The sequence below is a fragment of the Kitasatospora sp. YST-16 genome (assembly GCF_026802215.1).
Lineage (GTDB): Bacteria > Actinomycetota > Actinomycetes > Streptomycetales > Streptomycetaceae > Kitasatospora > Kitasatospora cineracea.
Genome location: NZ_CP113837.1, coordinates 2,710,372 through 2,728,736 on the forward strand (window position 1 = coordinate 2,710,372; position 18,365 = coordinate 2,728,736).

Annotated in this window: 13 protein-coding genes; 3 read left to right on the forward strand and 10 right to left on the reverse strand. The window is 75.1% G+C overall.

All coding sequences use genetic code 11. The annotated features are described in order from the left end of the window. The first annotated feature begins 96 nt into the window (after window positions 1-96). From OU787_RS12160 to OU787_RS12170, 3 genes are read left to right on the forward strand one after another with little or no spacing between them, the layout of a single operon-like run. Window positions 97-942 (forward strand): PspC domain-containing protein, encoded by an 846-nt coding sequence (locus OU787_RS12160; RefSeq protein ID WP_268659344.1) that lies wholly within the window; start codon window positions 97-99, stop codon window positions 940-942. Beyond that, window positions 939-1,652 (forward strand): LiaF domain-containing protein, encoded by a 714-nt coding sequence (locus tag OU787_RS12165; RefSeq protein ID WP_268659345.1) that lies wholly within the window; start codon window positions 939-941, stop codon window positions 1,650-1,652. Before OU787_RS12160 ends, OU787_RS12165 begins: the two co-directional genes overlap by 4 nt. Continuing rightward, a complete protein-coding gene (locus OU787_RS12170; protein ID WP_030457364.1) occupies window positions 1,652-1,879 on the forward strand; it encodes a hypothetical protein in 228 nt (75 codons plus the stop codon). The genes OU787_RS12165 and OU787_RS12170 overlap by 1 nt, the downstream gene beginning before the upstream one ends. 7 nt (window positions 1,880-1,886) lie before the next feature. Here the strand turns inward: OU787_RS12170 and OU787_RS34555 are convergent, their stop codons facing one another. The 10 genes from OU787_RS34555 to guaB form a co-directional block, all read right to left on the reverse strand. Beyond that, entirely contained in the window at window positions 1,887-2,888 is a 1,002-nt protein-coding gene (locus tag OU787_RS34555) for a Rieske 2Fe-2S domain-containing protein (RefSeq protein WP_327059372.1), read from the reverse strand. Between the two features lie 146 nt (window positions 2,889-3,034). Then, a complete protein-coding gene (gene guaA, locus OU787_RS12185) occupies window positions 3,035-4,621 on the reverse strand; it encodes a glutamine-hydrolyzing GMP synthase (protein WP_030457366.1) in 1,587 nt (528 codons plus the stop codon). A 257-nt stretch (window positions 4,622-4,878) separates the two neighbouring features. Then, window positions 4,879-6,921 (reverse strand): hypothetical protein, encoded by a 2,043-nt coding sequence (locus OU787_RS12190; protein ID WP_268659346.1) that lies wholly within the window; start codon window positions 6,919-6,921, stop codon window positions 4,879-4,881. A 64-nt stretch (window positions 6,922-6,985) separates the two neighbouring features. Next, a complete protein-coding gene (locus tag OU787_RS12195) occupies window positions 6,986-8,746 on the reverse strand; it encodes a GMC oxidoreductase (protein ID WP_030457368.1) in 1,761 nt (586 codons plus the stop codon). Between the two features lie 19 nt (window positions 8,747-8,765). Then, window positions 8,766-10,373, reverse strand: coding sequence for a succinic semialdehyde dehydrogenase (locus OU787_RS12200; RefSeq protein ID WP_030457369.1), 1,608 nt, complete (start codon window positions 10,371-10,373; stop codon window positions 8,766-8,768). A 95-nt stretch (window positions 10,374-10,468) separates the two neighbouring features. Continuing rightward, window positions 10,469-12,169 carry a serine/threonine-protein kinase gene (locus tag OU787_RS12205; RefSeq protein ID WP_268659347.1) on the reverse strand — a complete coding sequence of 567 codons (1,701 nt, stop codon included), beginning with the start codon at window positions 12,167-12,169 and terminating at the stop codon, window positions 10,469-10,471. 156 nt (window positions 12,170-12,325) lie between these two features. Next, the gene (locus OU787_RS12210; protein WP_268659348.1) at window positions 12,326-13,408 is read right to left on the reverse strand and encodes a protein kinase; all 1,083 of its coding nucleotides are present in this window, start codon (window positions 13,406-13,408) and stop codon (window positions 12,326-12,328) included. A gap of 53 nt (window positions 13,409-13,461) precedes the next feature. Next, the gene (locus OU787_RS12215; RefSeq protein WP_268659349.1) at window positions 13,462-15,141 is read right to left on the reverse strand and encodes a serine/threonine-protein kinase; all 1,680 of its coding nucleotides are present in this window, start codon (window positions 15,139-15,141) and stop codon (window positions 13,462-13,464) included. Between the two features lie 253 nt (window positions 15,142-15,394). Beyond that, window positions 15,395-16,513: a GuaB3 family IMP dehydrogenase-related protein gene (locus tag OU787_RS12220; protein WP_030457373.1), complete on the reverse strand. Its 1,119-nt coding sequence runs from the start codon at window positions 16,511-16,513 to the stop codon at window positions 15,395-15,397. Window positions 16,514-16,675: 162 nt separating this feature from the next. Next, window positions 16,676-18,178, reverse strand: coding sequence for an IMP dehydrogenase (gene guaB, locus OU787_RS12225; RefSeq protein WP_268659350.1), 1,503 nt, complete (start codon window positions 18,176-18,178; stop codon window positions 16,676-16,678). Window positions 18,179-18,365 lie beyond the last annotated feature (187 nt).

Sequence of the window (18,365 nt, forward strand, 5' to 3'; positions counted from 1 at the left end):
AGGGTCCGGCCCCTAGTCCGCCCTCAGGGACAGTTCAGGGTCGCTCCCGGGCCCCGGACGGTTGGGCGGGGCCCGGCGGCCCGGAAGGATGGAGGCATGACGGACGACCAGATCCCGGAGGACCCGCCGGCCGCCCCCGAAGCGGGCCGCCCGGCGCTCACCCGCTCCTCCCGGCACCGGGTGGTGGCGGGCGTGTGCGGCGGCCTCGGCCGCTACCTGGACATCGACCCGGTGGTGTTCCGGGTGGTGATCGCGGTGCTCGGCCTGACCGGCGGACTCGGGCTGTTCCTGTACGGGCTGGCCTGGCTGGTGGTGCCGCGGGAGGCCGCGGACGGCGAGGGCGGCAGCACCGAGCTGCAGCGGGTGCTGACCGGCCGGGTCGACGGCCAGTCGGTGGGCGCGGTGCTGGTGACGGTGATCGGCACCGGGGTGTTCTTCTCCTCGATGGGCGACGGCGGCCAGCTGTTCCCGCTGCTGCTGCTCGCCGCGCTGGTGTTCCTGGCGCTGCGCTACGACCCGGAGCGGCGGCGCCGCTTCGACGGCGAGAACCCGGCCGCGCCGGCCCCCGGGGCCGCCCCGCGCGACCGGCTGGAGGACTCCGGCCCGTTCGCCGACTGGAAGACCTGGAGCGAGTCGGTCGGCCGGGACCTGCGGGTCGAGTGGCGGGCCCGCAGCGCGGAGCTGCACGAGCGGATCCGGGCCCGGCACGCGGAGGCCGGCACGGCCCGCTCCGAGGAGTACGGCGACACCCCGCCGGTCGGCCCGTCCGGCTACCTGTGGGACCCGCGGCACCCGGAGCGCGACCCGTACGGCGGCGGCGCCACGCCGCCGCCGGGGCGCCCGCCCGGCCGTGGTGGCAGCGCACCGACCTGCCGGAGGGCGACCCGCTGCGCAAGGAGCCGCGCGAGGAGACCTACCAGGACCGGATGGAACGCCGGATGACGGACTTCCGGGAGCGGGCCGACCGGCGCCACGAGGCCCAGCGGCAGGCCATGGAACGGCACCGGGAGAGCATGGCCCGGCACCGCGAGTGGAAGGCCCGGCGCAAGGCCGAGCGCGGCCGCTCGGTGCTGGGGGCGTCGGCGGTACTGGTCTCGCTCGGCGCGTCCTGGGCGGTGGGGGCGGCCGGGCACGGCGAGCACCGCTGGTCGACGGTGCTGGCGGTGGCGCTGCTGCCGCTGGGCCTGGCCATGGCGATCAGCTCCCGCTGGGGGCGGACCCGCGGGCTGACCCTGCTGGCGCTGCTGCTGACGGCGGGCCTGGTGCTGGCGGCCGGCACCTCGGCGACGGTCGCCGACTCCACCGGCGACCGCACCTGGACGGCCGCCCAGGACGACCTGCGCTCGCGGTACACGCTGGGCCTGGGCGACGCCCGCCTGGACCTGTCGGCGCTGGACCCGCACGGCGGCACCCTCGCCACCGAGCTGCGGGTCGGCGCGGGCAGCGCCCGGGTGACGGTGCCCGCCGGGGTGGAGCTGCGGCTGAAGCTGCGCGACGGCGCGGGCGGCGTCGACCTGCCGGACGGGCAGCGCTTCGACGGGCCGTTCACCGACGAGGACGTGGTGATCGAGGTCCCGGACGGCCAGCCGTCCAAGGGAGTACTGGAACTGACGGTGACGGTGGGCGCCGGCGACATCGAGGTGGTGCGGTGATGAGGAAGCATCGGTTCGACCTGTACGCGCTGGTCGCGGGCGGGCTGTTCACCGCCCTGGCGGTGCTGTACCTGGTGGCCTCGCTGAACGACCGGGAGGTGAACAGCCGCTTCGTGCTGCCGCTGGCGTGCATCGTGCTCGGCGCGGGCGGCCTGGCCGGCGCCCTGGTGGCGGCCTCCCGCCGCGGCCGGGGCGGGGCCCGCGACGACGACCACAGCCTGGACTGAGCGGGGCTCAGGCCTGCTGCGGGCCGAGCTCCAGCCGGTCGCCGCTCTTGGTGACGGCGTACTTGGGCAGCGGCTTCACGGCCGGGCCGGTGATGACCGCGCCGGTGGCGGCGTCGAAGGTGGAGCCGTGGCAGGGGCAGTACAGCTTGCCGTCCTTGGGCGGGTTGACCGCGCAGCCGGAGTGGGTGCAGACCGAGGACAGCCCGGCGTACTGCCCGGCGGCGGGCTGGACGATGTAGACGGCGTCGCCGCTGGCCGGATCCTTGACGGTGGCGGAGCCGCCGACCGGGACCTGCGCGGCCGGCACCGCGGGCCCGGGCTGCGGAACGGGGCTGGTGGCGCCGGCGCCGCCCGCGGTCCCGGCCGCGACGGGGGTCCCGTCCCGGCCGAAGCTCGCGGTGAGCGAGCCGGAGAGCAGCCCGGCGCCACCGAGCGCGACGGCCGCGATGCCGCCGTCCAGCAGGGCGCGGCGGCGCACCGCGTCCTCGGCGAGGCCGCGGGCCCGGTCGCGGGCGGCCCGGGCGGCGAGGTAGCCGTCGACCGACAGGTAGGGGGTCCCGGCCAGCAGCAGCGGCGTCCAGGCCAGCAGGTAGGCCAGGTCGTTGCCGAGGTAGTACGGGGTGGTGTGGAAGCTGACGGTCAGCCAGAGGGTGGCGGACAGCAGTGCGCCGCCGAGCGCGGCGACCCGGCCCCACAGGCCGAACAGGGTGCCGAGGCCGACGGCGAGTTCGCCGAAGGCGATCAGCAGGCCGAAGAAGGTCGGCGCGTGCAGCGCGGGGCCCAGCGCCCAGCCGATCGGGCTGCTGTCCTGGGCGGCCACGGTCTGGGAGTGGAAGGAGGCGGCGTCGCCGGCGCCGGCCAGGTAGTGCGCGTCGGAGAGCTTGTCGAAGGCGGCGTAGACGAAGGTCGCCCCCAGGAACAGCCGCAGCGGCAGCAGCGCGTAGCGCGCGCCCAGGGCCTTCCACTCGGTGGTCCTGGTGCCCGCCGTGCCGCCGGTGCCGGTCGCCATCGTTGCCGCCCTCTCGCTCGCCGCTCGCCGCCCGCCGTCCGCCGGCGGGGTCGGGTCCGATTGTGCCCGGTGCCCTTCCCACATGGCCGCGCCGCCACTCCCCTGGCGCGGGAAGCGGCGGCGCGGTCACACGGTTGCCGGTGGGATCACTCCCACTCGATGGTGCCCGGCGGCTTGGAGGTGACGTCCAGGACGACCCGGTTCACGTCCTTGACCTCGTTGGTGATCCGGGTGGAGATCTTCGCCAGCACCTCGTAGGGCAGGCGCGACCAGTCCGCGGTCATGGCGTCCTCGGAGGAGACCGGGCGCAGCACGATCGGGTGGCCGTAGGTGCGGCCGTCGCCCTGGACGCCGACCGAGCGGACGTCGGCCAGCAGCACCACGGGGCACTGCCAGATCTCGGCGTCCAGGCCGGCCAGGGTCAGTTCCTCGCGGGCGATGGCGTCGGCCTCGCGGAGCAGGTCGAGGCGCTCCTTGGTGACCTCGCCGACGATCCGGATGCCGAGGCCGGGGCCGGGGAACGGCTGGCGCTGGACGATCTCGGCAGGCAGGCCGAGCTCCTGGCCGACCATCCGGACCTCGTCCTTGAACAGCTTGCGCAGCGGCTCGACGAGCTGGAACTCGAGGTCCTCGGGGAGGCCGCCGACGTTGTGGTGGGACTTGATGTTGGCGGTGCCGGTGCCGCCGCCGGACTCCACCACGTCCGGGTACAGGGTGCCCTGGACCAGGAACTCCACGGCGGGGCCCTCGTCGGCGACGATCTCGGCCTGGGCCTGCTCGAAGACCCGGATGAACTCGCGGCCGATGATCTTGCGCTTCTGCTCGGGGTCGGAGACGCCCTTCAGCGCGGTCAGGAAGCGCTCCTCGGCGTCGACCACGACCAGCTTGACGCCGGTGGCCGCGACGAAGTCCTTCTCGACCTGCTCGGTCTCGCCCTTGCGCATCAGGCCGTGGTCGACGTACACGCAGGTCAGCCGGTCGCCGATGGCGCGGGCCACCAGCGCGGCGGCGACCGCGGAGTCCACGCCGCCGGACAGGCCGCAGACGGCGCGCTTGTCGCCGACCTGCTCGCGGATCAGCGCGACCTGCTCCTCGACCACGTTGGTCGTGGTCCAGTTCGGGGCGATGCCGGCGCCGCGGTACAGGAAGTGCTCCAGCACCTGCTGGCCGTGCTCGGAGTGCATCACCTCGGGGTGGTACTGCACGCCGTACAGCTTGAGGTCGTCGTTCTCGAAGGCGGCGACCGGCACCACGTCGGTGGAGGCGGTGACGGTGAAGCCCTCGGGCGCGGCCGAGCAGGCGTCGCCGTGCGACATCCACACCGACTGCCGGTCCGGGGTGCCCTCGAACAGGGTGGAGCCGGAGCGGGTGACGGTCAGCGCGGTGCGGCCGTACTCGCGGGCGCCGCTGTTGTCGACGGTGCCGCCGAGGGTCTTGGCCATCAGCTGGAAGCCGTAGCACATGCCGAAGACCGGGACGCCGGCCTCGAAGAGCGCGCGGTCGAGCTGCGGGGCGCCTTCCTCGTACACCGACGACGGACCGCCGGAGAGGATGATCGCCTTCGGGTTCTTGGCGAGCATCTCGGCGACCGGCATGGAGCTCGGCACGATCTCGCTGTAGACCCGCGCCTCACGCACCCGACGGGCGATGAGCTGGGCGTACTGGGCACCGAAGTCGACGACCAGGACGGTGTCGTTCTCGGGTGCGGACTGGGCGGGTGTATCAGCGGACACAGACGGCCTTCCGGCGGCGGTACAAGGGGGTGTCGCCCCCGAGTCTACCGGGACGCTTTCACCCGACTGCCCGCACCGCCGCCCGTGACCGGCCGGGCAGGCGAATCGTTGCACCGGGAGACCGCACGAGACGCCGGCACCCTCCAGGTGCGGGCCGCACCGGGCGGCGGAACCACGCGTGGATCATTTCCGGTCCACCGGGTGCGCGTGGCGGGCACGGGCCCGCCGTGGGACCGCGCCCCGGTGCCGCGGTCGGGTCAGCAGGGGACAGCGACCCCGTCCGCGACCGGGCGGACCCGGGGTGTGGCGGCCGGTACCGGTGCCGGCCGCCACACCTCAGTCAGCCGCCCGCTCCGGCGTACGCCCCGGTACGCCCCGCAAGCCGTTATCACGGACGGTGACCGCCTCCTGGCGGTCCGGTCCGGCGCTCCCCCGCGCCGTGTCCTGTTCCGTCCACCCCTTCTTTTACGCCGAATCGGTTGCACGGCAAGGCCCTCGTCCACGACGATGCTGGGAGGCGGGGGCTCACCGTACACCCCCGGCCGCGATGAGGCCGTCGACCCGCACGGCCCCCTTTCACGCTCCGTGAGGCCCGGACGGCCCCGGCGCGTGCCATGACCATCCTTCCCGGACGGCGCTCCTCCCCCGGCGCCGTCTCCCAGCACCGGCGCGGCCCTGACGCCGAGTGCTGCGACAAAGGGCCCCGTTCCCCCGCGGGGCCCTTTGCCCTGTCCGGGGCCCGCGGGCTCAGCCGGCGTCCGGGCGCCGGTACGCGGCGTGCGGGTCGCCGCCCGCATCGGCCGCGACGGCGGCGGTCGGCGGCAGGTCGGCCACCGGCTCGACCGACCCGTGCGCGAGGGTGTCGGCCACGGTCTGCCCGGGCAGCGGCGGCACGACGGGCATCGGCGGGACGGACGGCGCGGGCGGGACGGCGGGAGCGGCCGGGGCGGCCGGCGGTACGGGGTGCCGCGCACGGCGTCCAGCACGGCGGGCACCACCAGCGCGCCGAGCAGCGCCCAGAGCGCGCAGGCGACCAGCACCGACGGCAGCGACCAGCCGAGCGCGTCCCGGTCCCGCAGCGAGAACCCGCCGACCCCGGCGGCGCTGCTCCGGCTCTGGGCGGCCCAGATCGAGGTGCCGAGCAGCAGGGCGGCGGTGAGCACCGCGTACAGGCCCGCGAGCACGGCCCGGTCGCGCCGGCCCAGCCGGCCCCGGTGCGCGGACCAGCCGAGCGCCAGCGCGGCGGCCAGCGGCAGCAGCACCGCGCACCACCAGCCGCTGCCGTGGCCGTCCAGGTCGAACAGCGACATCGACCGGTGGCCGAGCCCGAAGGCCCCGGCGGACAGCAGGGTCGCGCCGCTGCCGACGCCGTGGAGCAGCAGGCCGTTGTTGGTGACCAGGCCCAGTGAGCCGCTGTCCGGGAAGACCGTGTCGGAGGAGAGCTGCACCACCAGCGCGACGGCGGTGAGCAGCACCAGCAGGCCGCCGACCACCCGGGAGGCGTGCTGCCAGGCGAGCAGCAGGCTGCCCAGCCACCCGCGCCGGGCGGCCTCGGCTCGCAGCGCGGGCGCGCCGTCCACGGCCAGCACCACGACGGCCGCGGCCAGGCCCGCGGACAGCGCCAGCGGCAGCAGCGCGGGGCCGAGCTCGACCTTCAGCTCGGCGCTCTTCGCGCCGGTGTCCGCGTCGTGGCCGGCCAGCAGGCCCAGCAGCAGCGCGAGGGCGGCGGACAGCGCGCCGGTGCGCAGCGCCTGGAGGCCGGCGGCGGCCACGGTCGGCTCGGCGGCGGCGCTCCGGCGGCGGGCCCGGGCGGTGAGGTGCTGGCCGCCCCAGAGCGCCAGCAGCCAGCCCAGCGCGACCACGTACATGATCAGGTGGCTGTCGCTGGAGATGGTGTCCGCCCTGGTGCCGGGCGCGCTCATCACCATGCGCAGGGGGGTGCCGAAGGCGGTGAGGACCAGGGCCAGCCAGGTCTGGAAGCCCTCGGCCGACCAGGCGGTGGCGAAGATCTCCGAGCCGGCGCGGCCGTCGTCGCTGCCCGCGCCGATCACGGCGGCCAGCACCAGCAGTCCGGTCGGTGCGATCAGCACCCGGCCCGCGGTCAGCCAGCCGCGGGAGGGGACGGGCAGTTCCCGGGGGTGGTGCACCCGGCCGGCGCCCCACGGGGAGGGGCCGGCCGCGGCGGTGCCGGTGTCCTCGACGACGTCGCCGATGGCGGGCGCGGCGACCGGCCTCCCGCAGTTGGCGCAGGTCACCGCCGGGTCGGGCGAGGCCGCTCCGCAGGACTGGCAGATGGGCATGGTGGTCCCCCCGGGATGGTCCGTGTTCCGAGGGCCCGTTTATCCCACCGCGGCCGAAGGGCTGTCAATCTTCTTCCGGGGCCCGCCGGGGCACCGCCGGGACGGGCAGCAGCGGCAGCCGCAGCGCGCCGAACGCCCCTGCGGGGACGGCGGGTTGGCGCGGTGCGACGGGCGGCACGGGGCGGTAGGCGGTGCCCGGTTCGGGGCGCGGGTCGGCCTCGCCGCGGTTGGGCCACATCGACATGGCGCGCTCGGCCTGCGCGGTGATGGTCAGCGAGGGGTTGACGCCCAGGTTGGCGGAGACCGCGGAGCCGTCGACCACGCTGATCCCGGGGTGCCCGTACAGCCGGTGGTAGGGGTCGACGACACCGGTCTCGGCGCTGTCGCCGATCGGGCAGCCGCCGAGGAAGTGCGCGGTCAGCGGGATGTCGAAGATCTCGCCCGCGGTGGAGCCGGGGAAGCCGTTGATGGAGGCGGCCAGCGCCCGGGCGCCCTCCTCGGCGGCCGGGATCCAGCTGGGGTTGGGCGCGCCGTGGCCCTGCCGGGAGGTGAGCTTCCCGTTCTTCAGCGAGACGGTCAGCGAGTTGTCCAGGGACTGCATGACCAGGCCGATGATGGTCTTCTCCGACCAGCGGTGCTGGTTCATCGACTGGACGAAGGTCCACGGGTGCCGGGCGGCGGTGCCCAGGTAGCGCAGCCAGCGCGGGCCGCGCCCGGCGCCGGACACCTGCTGGATGGAGAGCGCGCCCATCGCGTTGGAGCCCCGCCCGTAGCGGACCGGCTCGATGTGGGTGTTGGCGTCGGGGTGCACCGAGGAGGTGATGGCCACCCCGCGGGTGAAGTCGGGGCGCTCCCCGTAGCGCCGGGTGGAGGTCTGCGCGCCCACCAGGGCTTCGGAGTTGGTGCGGGTGAGGTGGCCGAGCCGGGCGGAGATCCGGGGCAGCAGCCCGCCCTCGCGCATCCGGTGCAGCAGGCTCTGGGTGCCGTAGGTGCCGGCCGCGACCACGACCCGCTCGGCGGTGATCGTGCGCGCCCCGGCCTTCTGCGCCCGCCGGGTGCGGGCGTCGGTGGGCAGCACGTCGACGGCGTAGCCCTCGCCGTGCGGGCGCAGCCGCTTGACGGTGGTCATCGGCAGGATCTCGGCGCCGGCCCGTTCGGCCAGGTACAGGTAGTTCTCGGTGAGGGTGTTCTTGGCGCCGTGCCGGCAGCCGGTCATGCACTCGCCGCACTCGGTGCACGCCTTGCGGCGGGGCCCGGCGCCGCCGAAGTACGGGTCGTCGACCTCGCCGCCGGGGGCGGCCTTGGCCTCGCCGGTGCCGTCCTGCCCGTCGCCGAAGAACACCCCGACGGGCGCCAGGTGGAAGGTGTCGCCGCAGCCCATCGCCTCGGCGGCGGCCTTCAGGTGCACGTCGGAGGGGGTCATGGTCGGGTTGAGCCGGACGCCGAGCATCCGCTGCGCCTGGTCGTAGAACGGCGCGAGCTCGGCCTGCCAGTCGGTGATGTGCCGCCACTGCCGGTCCTCGAAGAACGCCTTCGGCGGCACGTACAGGGTGTTGGCGTAGTTCAGCGAGCCGCCGCCGACGCCCGCCCCGGCCAGGATCAGCACGTTGCGCAGCAGGTGGATGCGCTGGATGCCGTAGCGGCCGAGGGCGGGTGCCCACAGGTAGTCGCGCAGGTTCCAGGAGGTGCTGGGCAGCTCCTCGCGGCGGAACCTGCGCCCGGCCTCCAGGACGGCGACCCGGTAGCCCTTCTCGGTCAGCCGCAGGGCCGCGACCGACCCTCCGAAGCCCGAACCGACCACCACGACGTCGTAGTCGTACGACACTGCTGCCCCTCCTCCGGTGCTACTTCAGTCGGAACGCCTTCATGGCCTTCAGGCCGGTGGTGAAGAACTCGGCGAACTTCCGGTCGTCCATGCCCATCGACGGGCCGATCGGCAGCAGCCGCTGCACCGCGACGGTCTGCGCCTCGGTGTAGCGCAGGATGCCCTCGGCGCCGTGCCGCCGGCCGAGCCCGGAGTCGCCCATGCCGCCCATCGGGGAGGCCACCGAGCCGTAGGCGGCGGCGTACGCCTCGTTGACGTTGACGGTGCCGGTGCGCAGCCGGGCGGCGACCTTGCGGCCGCGGCGGGTGTCCCTGGTCCAGACGCTGGAGTTCAGGCCGTACGGGGTGGCGTTGGCGGCGGTGACGGCCTCGTCCTCGGTGTCGAAGCGGTAGACCGAGACGACCGGGCCGAAGGTCTCCTCGGCGCAGACCGCCATCTCGGGGGTGACGCCGTCGAGGATGGTGGGCTCGTAGAACAGCGGGCCCAGGTCGGGCCGGGCCTGCCCGCCGGCCAGCACCTTCGCGCCGGCCTTGACGGCCTCCTCGACGTGCCGGGTGACGGTCTCCAGCTGGCGGTGGGAGACCAGCGAGCCCATGTCGGCGCCGTAGGCGAGGCCGCCGCCCAGGCGCAGCGCGGCGGTCTTCTCGGCGAACTTGGCCAGGAAGGCGTCGGCGACCGAGCGGTGCACGAAGAGCCGTTCGATGGAGATGCAGAGCTGGCCGGCCGAGGAGAAGCAGGCCCGGACGGCGCCGGCCGCGGCCCGGTCCAGGTCGGCGTCGGCGAGCACCAGCATGGCGTTCTTGCCGCCGAGTTCGAGCGAGGCGCCGACCAGGCGCTCGGCGGCCCGGCGGGCGACGTCGCGGCCGGTGCGGGTGGAGCCGGTGAAGGCGACGTAGTCGGCGCGCTCGACGACCTGCGGGCCGACCACGGGGCCGTCGCCGAGCACGATCTGCCACACCTGCGGGGGCAGTCCGGCCTCGACGAACAGCTCGCGGGCCCACAGCGCGGTCAGCGCGGTCTGGGTGTCCGGCTTGTTGACCACCGCGTTGCCCGCGACGAGCGCGGGCAGCGCGTCGCCGACGGACAGTTCCAGCGGGTAGTTCCACGGCGAGATCTGGCCGACCACGCCCTTGGGGCGGCGGGCCTCCACGGCGCTGGTCAGGCCGGGCACGGCGCCGCCGCGGCGGCGGTCCTTCAGGTAGGAGTGCGCGGTGCGGCCGTAGTGCCGGGCGGCCGAGGCGACCGCCATGACCTCCTCGAAGGCGTGCAGCCGGGCCTTGCCGGTCTCCGCCTGGATGAGGTCCAGCACCTCGTCCTGCCGCCGCAGCAGCAGGTCGTGGAAGCGCAGCAGGACGCCCGCCCGGTGCCGCACCGACAGTGCGGCCCAGGCGGGTTGGGCCCGCCGCGCCCGGTCGAACGCCTGCTCGACGTCCGCCTCCGAGGAGACCGGCAGCGCGGCCAGCGCCTCGCCGGTCAGCGGCGCGAGCGTCTCGGCGCGCTGACCGCCGGTCGCGGTCACGCCCTCGGCCAGCCGCGCCACCAGCGCGGCCGGCACCGCCGAGGCGACGTCGCGCGCCGCCCCCTTCGCCGCGGGGTTGCGCCGGCCCTGGATCGTGCTCTCCGTCATGCGGGCAGCCTAGGCCCTGGAACCCGACTTGTGTACCCGCCGGTAACACCAAAAGGCGGCGGGTCGGATTCCGGTCGGACGGCGGGCGGGTCCGGTCAGATGGTGGGCGTGAAGTTGTTCAGGACGGTGGTGAACTGCCGCAGGCTGTCGCGCCAGTCCTTCTCCGGCCCGGACACGTACACCATGAACGCCGTCCCGTCGGCGCGCCGGAACTCGACCTCCTTGGCGTGGCGGCGGGCGTCCTTGGCGCCGAAGCTGAACTCCCACACCGCCGCCTCCTGCCCCTTGATCTTGGCGGTGTCGAGGCTGGTGCGCTGGTAGTCGGTGAGGCTCTTGCTGAGCGAGCCCTCCATCTGCAGGAAGTGGTCCTCGGGCGCGAGCGGCTGGCCGACCATCACCGCGAACAGCAGGAAGTGCTCCTGCTTGTCGGGCGTGTAGTAGATCTGCCCGCCGTCCTTCTCGGTGCGCACCCAGGTGCCGTTGGTGGGCAGCAGGAAGCGGAACCCGGCCGGGTCGTCCTTCCAGGTGTACCCGGCGGGCGCGGGCGCGCCGCTGGGCAGCGGGCTGTCGCTGGGCAGCGGGTTGTCCCCGGTGGGGAGCGGGGCGGGCGGGGTCGGTTCGGGCGCGACCACCGGCGTCCCGCGGTGCTGGTGCAGGTAGTACGCGACGCCGCCGCCCGCCCCGGCCAGCAGCAGCGCGCCGACCAGCGTCCACAGCACCGCCCGGCCGCGCCGGCGCCGGGGCGCCGGAACGGGAGCGGCGGCGGGAGCGGGCGCGGGCGCGGGCGCGGCCGGCTGCACCGGGGTGCGGACCGGCTCGGTGACCGGCTCGGCCACCGCGGCGGCGGCCGCCGCGGCGGCAGCGGCCTCGGCCTCGGCCGCCTCCGTGGTCCGGTCGACCACCGGGACGACCTGGGTGGGCAGCCGCGGCTCCCCGGCCTGCTCGGGGACCCGGATGCTGACGGTGTGCCCGTCGGCGACCTCGCGCAGCATCCGGCCGGCCTCGTCGGCGCCGGGCCGCTCGGCCGGGTCCTTGGCCATCAGCGCGGCCAGCACCGGTCCGAGCCCGGCGGCCCGGCGCGGTTCGGGCAGCGGCTCGTCCACCACCGCGGTGAGCGTGCTGAGCGGGTTGTCGCGGCGGAACGGCGACTCGCCCTCGACCGCGTGGTACAGCGTCGCGCCGAGCGCCCACAGGTCGGAGGCCGGTCCGGGCCGCTGGCCCTGGGCCCGCTCCGGGGCCAGGTAGTCGGGCGAGCCGACCAGGTCGCCGGGGCGGGTGATGTCCATCGCGCCCTCGAACTTGGCGATGCCGAAGTCGAGCAGCACGGCCCGCCCGGTGCCGTGCTCCAGCAGCACGTTGGCGGGCTTGACGTCGCGGTGCAGCACCCCCAGCTGGTGACCGCGGTGCAGGGCGGCGAGCACCTGGAGGCCGACGCCGGCGGCCTCCCGGGGCGTCAGGGTGCCGTCCTGGTTGATCACGTCGGACAGCGCGCGGCCGTCCACCAGCTCCATCACGATCCACGGCCGGCCGTCCTGCTCCAGCACGTCGTGGATGGTGATCACGCCCGGGTGCTTGATCCGGGCCGCGGCCCGGGCCTCGCGCTTCATCCGGGTCTGGAGCATCTCCAGGTCCTCCTCCGAGAGGTGGCTGACCGTCAGCTCCTTGACGGCCACCTCCCGGTCCAGCATCTCGTCCCTGGCACGCCAGACGGTCCCCATCCCGCCGCGTCCCAGACGCTCGCCGAGCGCGTAACGCCCGGCCAGCAGACGGCCTGTCGACTGGTCCTGTGCGCCCATGACCGTCCCCCCCTTCATTCCCCCACCGCCGGTCGGACGGGGTCCTGGCAGACCGTGTGCCTGCTCGCACCGACGGTTCAGGAGGCAAGCCTAGGCTGCCCGGCGCCCGCCGGGAATCGCGCCCCGGCCTCCGCATCGCACGGTGACCGGGCGCTCTCAGCCCGCGACCGCGACGATCACCCCGATCGCCGCGCACAGCAGCACCAGCACGCCCGCCAGCACCAGCGGCCCGAGCAGTTTCGGCGGCACCCGCGGCGGGCGGGCCGGGCCCTGACGGTCCGTCGGCCGGGCCGGGCGGCGGCCGCCGCGCGGCCGCGGCACCAGCGGACCGGCCTCCGGGCGGGGCACCGGCAGCAGCGGCCCGGGCGGGCCGTCCAGGCCCGGTTCGGGCGCGAACGCCAGCAGGTCGCGCAGTTCCCGCTGCACGGCGGCCGCGTCGGGCCGGGCCGCGGCGTCCGGCCGCAGCAGCCGCTCGACCAGCGGCCGCAGCGGGCCGCAGCCGTCCGCGGGGTGGTGCTGCCCGTCCCGGACGGCCGCCAGCAGCGCCGGCAGGTCGTGCTCCGGGTAGGGGCCGTGGCCGGTCAGCAGGCGGTACAGCAGCACGCCCAGCGCCCAGGTGTCGGCGGGGGCGCCCGCGTCGATCGCCCAGCGCTCGGCGAGCGGTCCGAGCATCAGCGCCCGGGTCTCGTACACCCGGCGCGGCACCTCGCCGCCGAGCGCCGCGCACAGCTCCTCCTCGGCGGCGCCCAGCAGCAGCCCGCCGAGCATCGCCGCGCCGTCCTCGCAGACCAGCACCGTGCGCAGGGTCAGGTTCCCGTGCGTCAGACCGGCCTCGTGCACCGCCCGCAGGGCGCCCGCCAGGTCCGCGCCGATCTCCGCCACCCGGTACGGCGAGACGGGGCCGTTGCCGGCCAGCCGCTCCAGCGGCACCCCGCTCACCGCCTCCTCGGCGACCCACAGCACCTCGTCCTCCGGGCCCGCCGCGAGCCCGCGCAGCAGCCGCGGGTGCGCGGCGGCGGCCGCCGCGACCTGCGCGACCCGGGCGGTCAGCCGCGGCCCGTACGACGGCGCGGGCGCCCCCACCGGGTGCCCGGGCACCAGCAGTTCGGGCAGTTCCAGCCCGAACAGCCGCACCCGCGCCCCGCTCTGGACGTCCACCGCGGGAAGGCCGACCTCCCCCTCCGAACGGTCCGTCACCCGGTACCGCCCGGCCACCACTTGACCCGGCTCCGCTCGCATGCCTGTTCCTCACGCCGTCGTCCCGCCAGCGTACGGCCCCCGGCCGCCGCGACCTACGGCGCGGGCTGGAAGCTCTCGAAGGCGATCCGGCGGGCCAGCGAGCCGTCCGGGGCCGACCAGACCTCCTCGGGCATGGTCCAGTAGATCGCGTACCCGTACTTGCCGTTGCCGGTGACGAAGCCGCGGTTGAGCGAGTGCAGCAGGGTGCCGGTCTTGCCGGTGTAGGTCCACTCCCAGTCGGCGGCGTTGGCCCAGTCCCGGTAGGAGACGGCCTCCACCCGGACCTTGCGGTAGTTGGTCATCCTGGCGTTGCGGTCGGACTCCTGCCAGTCCTTCAGGGCGCTCGCCCCGGCCGGGGACTGCCAGTCGACGACCAGCCGCAGCCCGCGGCCCTCGAAGCGCCGGCTGGTGGCGCGGTAGTCCGGCCCCTGGTCGGACATCCAGTCGGGCAGCGCGATGCTGAACCCGGACTTGTCCTTGTACACCGCGTACCCGGCCGGGAGCTGCCCGGGCGACAGCACCGGCGACGGGTCCGCGGCGGCCGGCGCCGAGGGCGAGCCGTCGGCCGACGGACTCGCGGACGCCTCCGCCGAGGGCGGGCCGGCCGGCGCGGACGCCGCGGCCGCCGGGGACGCCTGGTCCGCGGCGGCCGCGCCGCCGCCGTGGCCGCGGGGCCAGAACACCACCAGCGCCGCGATCAGCGCGAGCGCCGCGACCGCCGCCGCCCCGGCCAGCAGCGCCCGCCGCCGCGAGCCGAACGGCCCGCCCGCAGGCGGCACTTCGGCCTTCCGCGCAGGCCCGGCGGCCGGCCCGGCGGCCGGTTCCGCGATCGGCGCCGCGGCCGGTTCCGGCCCGGGCTCCGGCGGCTTCGGGACGGCCACCGTCTCGGCCTCCGGCAGCGGCTTGCCGGCCGCGATCAGTTCGAGCAGCGGCCGGGCGGCGTCGGCGTCCATCCGCTTCGCCGGGTCCTTCTCCAGCAGGCCCTCGATGACGCCGCGCAGCGGCCCGGCGTTGCGCGGCTCCGGCAGCGGCTCGGTCATCACCGCGGTGAGGGTGGCCAGCGCGTCGCCCCGGTCGTACGGCGGGACGCCCTCGACCATCGCGTACAGCGTGCCGCCCAGCGACCACAGGTCGGAGGGCGGTCCGGGCAGCTTGCCGCGGGCCCGCTCGGGGGCGATGTAGGAGGGCGCGCCGACCAGCATGCCGGTGGAGGTGATGGAGGTGTCGCCCTCGACGCTGGCGATGCCGAAGTCGGTGAGCACGGTCCGCCCGTCCTCGCCGATCAGCACGTTGGACGGCTTGACGTCGCGGTGCAGGATGCCCTGGCGGTGCGCGGCGCCGAGCACCCCGAGCAGGTCGAGCGCGATCCTCGCGGCCCGTTCGGGGGCGAGCGGGCCGTCCTCGGCGACCACGTCGGCCAGCGAGCGGCCGGCCACCAGCTCCATCACGATCCACGGCCGGTCGTCCTCCTCGACCACGTCGAAGACGGTGACGGCCGCGGTGTGCCGGATCCGGGCGGTGGCCTTGGCCTCGCGCAGGGTGCGGACCACCAGCCGGTGCTTCTCGATCTCGTCGACGGTGCCGGTCATCCGCAGTTCCTTGACCGCGACGATCCGGCCCAGCATCTCGTCCTCGGCCCGCCAGACGGTGCCCATGCCGCCGCGCCCGAGCACCTCGCCGAGCCGGTAGCGGTCCGCCAGCAGTCGGCCGGTCGGTTCCTGCGGCTGCGTCATCGGTGCGCTCTCCCCATGGTGTTGCGGCCCTCGGCGGGCACCCCGGCCGTGACCTGACGGCATGTCGGACCGCCGGGGGCGGCGGTCGCACGCCGGAGCCCCCATCATCCCCTGTCCCGCCCCGGCCCGGCCACCCGCCCCCGGTCCGACCGGCCGGTGACCTCCGGGTGTCTCCCCGGCGTACGGACGCCGCAGGGCCCCCGCCGGTTGCGGCGGGGGCCCTGCGGCCTGCTGACGGGTGCTCAGCGAGGCGTCACCGGCCGGGGTTGACCGTGACCTCGACCCGCTGGAACTCCTTGAGCTCGGTGTAGCCGGTGGTGGCCATCGCCCGGCGCAGCGCGCCGAACAGGTTCATCGTGCCGTCGGGGGTGTGCGACGGGCCGGCCAGGATCTGCTCGGTGGTGCCGACGGTGCCCAGGTGCACCCGCTTGCCGCGCGGCAGCTCCTCGTGGACGGCCTCCATGCCCCAGTGGTAGCCCCGGCCGGGCGCGTCGGTGGCGCGGGCCAGCGCGGCGCCGATCATCACCGCGTCCGCGCCGCAGGCGACGGCCTTCGGGATGTCGCCGCTGTAGCCGACGCCGCCGTCCGCGATCACGTGCACGTACCGGCCGCCGGACTCGTCCATGTAGTCGCGGCGGGCGGCCGCGACGTCCGCGACGGCGGTGGCCATCGGGACCTGGATGCCCAGCACGTTGCGGGTGGTGTGCGCGGCGCCGCCGCCGAAGCCCACCAGCACGCCGGCCGCGCCGGTGCGCATCAGGTGCAGCGCGGCGGTGTAGGTGGCGCAGCCGCCGACGATCACCGGCACGTCCAGCTCGTAGATGAACTGCTTGAGGTTCAGCGGCTCGGCCGCGCCCGACACGTGCTCGGCCGACACCGTGGTGCCGCGGATCACGAACACGTCGACGCCCGCGTCCACCACGGCCTTGGAGAACTCGGCGGTGCGCTGCGGCGAGAGCGCGGCGGCGGTCACGACGCCGGAGTCACGGACCTCCTTGATCCGCTCCTTGATCAGCTCGGCCTTGATCGGCTCCGCGTACACCTCCTGCAGGCGCCGGGTCGCCGCCGCCTCGTCGGTGATCGCGGCGATCTCCTCCAGCAGCGGGCGCGGGTCCTCGTACCGCGTCCACAGCCCCTCCAGGTTCAGCACGCCCAGGCCGCCCAGCTGCCCGATCGCGATGGCCTGCTGCGGCGACACCACGCTGTCCATCGGCGCCGCCAGGAACGGCAGTTCGAACCGGTAGGCGTCGATCTGCCAGGCGATCGAGACCTCCTTCGGGTCACGCGTACGGCGGCTGGGGACGACGGCGATGTCGTCGAAGGAGTACGCCCGGCGGCCGCGCTTGCCTCGCCCGATCTCGATCTCAGTCACTTCGAGCCCTTCTGCTGCTTTCCATCTCCCGACCGGGTCCCCCCGGCCACGCCCCCAAGTATCCCGTACTCGCCCCCACCTGCCCCGCCAGGGGCGCGCCCGGCCCCGGACAGCACGGGACCGCCCGGCCGCGGTCCTCCGCGGCCGGGCGGTCCCGGTGGCTCAGCGCGCGTTGTAGTTCGGCGCCTCGACCGTCATCTGGATGTCGTGCGGGTGGCTCTCCTTGAGGCCCGCCGAGGTGATCCGGACGAACCGCCCCTTGGTCTGCATCTCCTCGATGCTGGCCGCGCCCACGTACCCCATGGTCTGCCGCAGGCCGCCGACCAGCTGGAACAGCACCGCGGACAGCGGGCCGCGGTAGGGCACCTGGCCCTCGATGCCCTCGGCGATCAGCTTCTCGTCCGAGGAGACCTCGGCCTGGAAGTAGCGGTCCTTGGAGAAGGACTTCGCCTGCCCGCGGGTCTGCATCGCGCCCAGCGAGCCCATGCCGCGGTACGACTTGAACTGCTTGCCGTTGATGAAGAGCAGCTCGCCGGGCGACTCCTCGCAGCCGGCCAGCAGCGAGCCGAGCATCACGGTGTCGGCGCCGGCGCACAGCGCCTTGCCGATGTCGCCGGAGTACTGCAGGCCGCCGTCGCCGATGATCGGGACGCCCGCGTCCTGGCAGGCCTGGGCGGCCTCGTAGATCGCGGTGACCTGCGGGACGCCGACGCCGGCGACGACGCGGGTGGTGCAGATCGAGCCGGGGCCGACACCGACCTTCACGCCGTCCACGCCGGCGTCGAGCAGCGCCTGGGCGCCGTCCCGGGTGGCGACGTTGCCGCCGACGACGTCCACCGGCACGGCGGACTTGATCTTGGAGATCCAGGACAGCGCGTTGTGCGAGTGCCCGTGCGAGGTGTCGACGACCAGGAAGTCCACGCCCGCGCCGACCAGCGCCTGGGCGCGGTCGAAGGCCTCGGCGGAGGCGCCGACGGCGGCACCCACCAGCAGCCGGCCCTCGGCGTCCTTGGCGGCGTTCGGGTACTTCTCGGCCTTGACGAAGTCCTTGACGGTGATCAGGCCCTTGATCCGGCCCTCGTCGTCGACCAGCGGCAGCTTCTCGATCTTGTGGCGGCGCAGCAGCGCGACCGCGTCCTCGCCGGAGATGCCGACCTTGCCGGTGATCAGCGGCATCGGCGTCATGATGTCGCCGACCTTGCGACTGCGGTCGGTCTCGAAGGCCATGTCGCGGTTGGTGACGATGCCCAGCAGCTTGCCCTCGGCCGTGGCCACCGGCACGCCGGAGATCCGGAACCGGGCGCACAGCGCGTCGGCCTCGGCCAGCGTGGCCTCCGGGCCGACCGTGATCGGGTCGGTGACCATGCCGGACTCGGAGCGCTTCACCAGGTCGACCTGGTTGACCTGGTCCTCGATCGACAGGTTCCGGTGCAGGACGCCGACGCCGCCCTGGCGGGCCATCGCGATCGCCATCCGGGACTCGGTGACCTTGTCCATCGCGGCCGACAGCAGCGGGATGTTGACCCGCACGTTCCGGGAGATCCGCGAGGAGGTGTCGACCTGGTTGGGCAGCACCTCGGAGGCCCCGGGCAGCAGCAGGACGTCGTCGTACGTGAGTCCGAGCATGGCGAACTTCTCGGGTACGCCGGCGGCGTTGTAAGACATGGGGAACCTTCCGTGGCGGGCCGTCGTTCTGCGCACGGGCGCCCGGCTGTCATCGGCCGCCAAGGCGCCCGATGCTCTGGAGGAACCTCCAACGGAACCCCGCGCGCACCGGAGAAACTTTGGCGACCCGACCAGGCGCCGATACCCCATGGTACTGGTGACCCGGGGTAGGTCGTCGCGCCCTCTT

Coding starts and splice junctions, on each gene's coding strand:
- OU787_RS12210 (WP_268659348.1), bottom strand. CDS start 13,408: ATGCGAGCGGAGCCGGGTCAAGTGGTGGCCGGGCGGTACCGGGTGACG.
- OU787_RS12200 (WP_030457369.1), bottom strand. CDS start 10,373: ATGACGGAGAGCACGATCCAGGGCCGGCGCAACCCCGCGGCGAAGGGG.
- OU787_RS12170 (WP_030457364.1), top strand. CDS start 1,652: ATGAGGAAGCATCGGTTCGACCTGTACGCGCTGGTCGCGGGCGGGCTG.
- OU787_RS12190 (WP_268659346.1), bottom strand. CDS start 6,921: ATGCCCATCTGCCAGTCCTGCGGAGCGGCCTCGCCCGACCCGGCGGTG.
- OU787_RS34555 (WP_327059372.1), bottom strand. CDS start 2,888: ATGGCGACCGGCACCGGCGGCACGGCGGGCACCAGGACCACCGAGTGG.
- OU787_RS12165 (WP_268659345.1), top strand. CDS start 939: ATGACGGACTTCCGGGAGCGGGCCGACCGGCGCCACGAGGCCCAGCGG.
- OU787_RS12215 (WP_268659349.1), bottom strand. CDS start 15,141: ATGACGCAGCCGCAGGAACCGACCGGCCGACTGCTGGCGGACCGCTAC.
- guaB (WP_268659350.1), bottom strand. CDS start 18,178: ATGTCTTACAACGCCGCCGGCGTACCCGAGAAGTTCGCCATGCTCGGA.
- OU787_RS12205 (WP_268659347.1), bottom strand. CDS start 12,169: ATGGGCGCACAGGACCAGTCGACAGGCCGTCTGCTGGCCGGGCGTTAC.
- OU787_RS12160 (WP_268659344.1), top strand. CDS start 97: ATGACGGACGACCAGATCCCGGAGGACCCGCCGGCCGCCCCCGAAGCG.